Origin of the sequence: Calditerrivibrio sp. (assembly GCF_049968475.1) — a bacterium.
Lineage (GTDB): Bacteria > Chrysiogenota > Deferribacteres > Deferribacterales > Calditerrivibrionaceae > Calditerrivibrio > Calditerrivibrio nitroreducens_A.
On the sequence record NZ_JBMFQS010000040.1, the window covers coordinates 1 to 525 of the forward strand.

The 525-nt window shown below is 30.7% G+C and carries 1 protein-coding gene; it reads right to left on the reverse strand.

All coding sequences use genetic code 11. The features are described from left to right. A partial coding sequence (locus ACP5Q2_RS09940) for a glycosyltransferase (protein ID WP_428099649.1) occupies window positions 1–420 on the reverse strand: 420 nt, incomplete at its 3' end. Between the last annotated feature and the right edge of the window lie 105 nt (window positions 421–525).

Genomic DNA, 525 nt, shown 5'->3' on the forward strand with positions numbered 1-525 from the left:
CATCATGTTTTCAATTTTCCAATAAACTCCTTCAGAGTATGCAATCTCACTTTCATCTGTGTTAGTATAAATTAAGTGCCCACATACGCAAGAAACATCTTTATCCTGGAGCTGGGCCACAAGTTTTTTTAAAGAACTTTTCTCCCAAATTGTATTTGCATCAGAAAATGCTAAGATTTCACCACTTGCATATTTAAAAGCGGTGTTGTAGGCATTAACTTTTCCACCGCGTTTCTGTATATTTATTAATTTTATATTCTTATATTGCTTTGCAAACTCAGAAATTATTTTGTTTGTTTTGTCGGTGGAGTTATCAGATGCAAAAATTATTTCGAGTTTATCTTTTGGGTACTCAAGATCAATAATATTCTTTATTTTATTTTCAATAACTTGTTCTTCGTTGTGTACCGCAACAATCATAGAAACATAAGGTAGATAATTATTTTGTAGATTGTTAGAAATTCTATTTTCTTTGATAAAAGAGATTAAAATAAGCAATAGTCCATAAACAACGTTGTGCCAGAG